Below are 311 nucleotides of genomic sequence, written 5' to 3'. Positions count from 1 at the left end.
CGCGGATGCGGTGTTGTTGAAGACGGCGGCGACGTTCGATTTGTCGGTGTGGGAGTTTTGGTCGGGGGTGGTGTGTGGTGGTCGTTTGGTGATCGCGGCGTCGCAGGGGCATCGGGATCCGGGGTATCTGGTTGAGTTGATGGCGCGGGAGTGGGTGACCACGTTGCATGTGGTGCCGTCGATGTTGGATGCGTTGTTGGCGGCGGGGTTGCCGGAGTCGGTGTGGCGGGTGTTGGCGATTGGTGAGGCGTTGCCCGCGGCGCTCGCGCAGCGGGTGGTGCGGGAGTATCCGCGTACGGAGTTGTTCAATT

1 protein-coding gene is annotated in these 311 nt (G+C 64.0%); it reads left to right on the top strand.

Going from position 1 to position 311, the window contains the following annotated elements; genetic code table 11:
* Window positions 1-10: 10 nt before the first annotated feature.
* The coding region (locus ACL02S_RS24285) for an AMP-binding protein (protein ID WP_412804812.1) at window positions 11-311 on the top strand (301 nt) is incomplete at its 3' end.

Origin of the sequence: Nocardia spongicola (genome assembly GCF_047200775.1) — a bacterium.
In the GTDB taxonomy this organism is placed as follows: domain Bacteria; phylum Actinomycetota; class Actinomycetes; order Mycobacteriales; family Mycobacteriaceae; genus Nocardia.
Note: the sequence above shows the minus strand (reverse complement) of the source record. Positions and strands in the feature narration are given on the sequence as shown.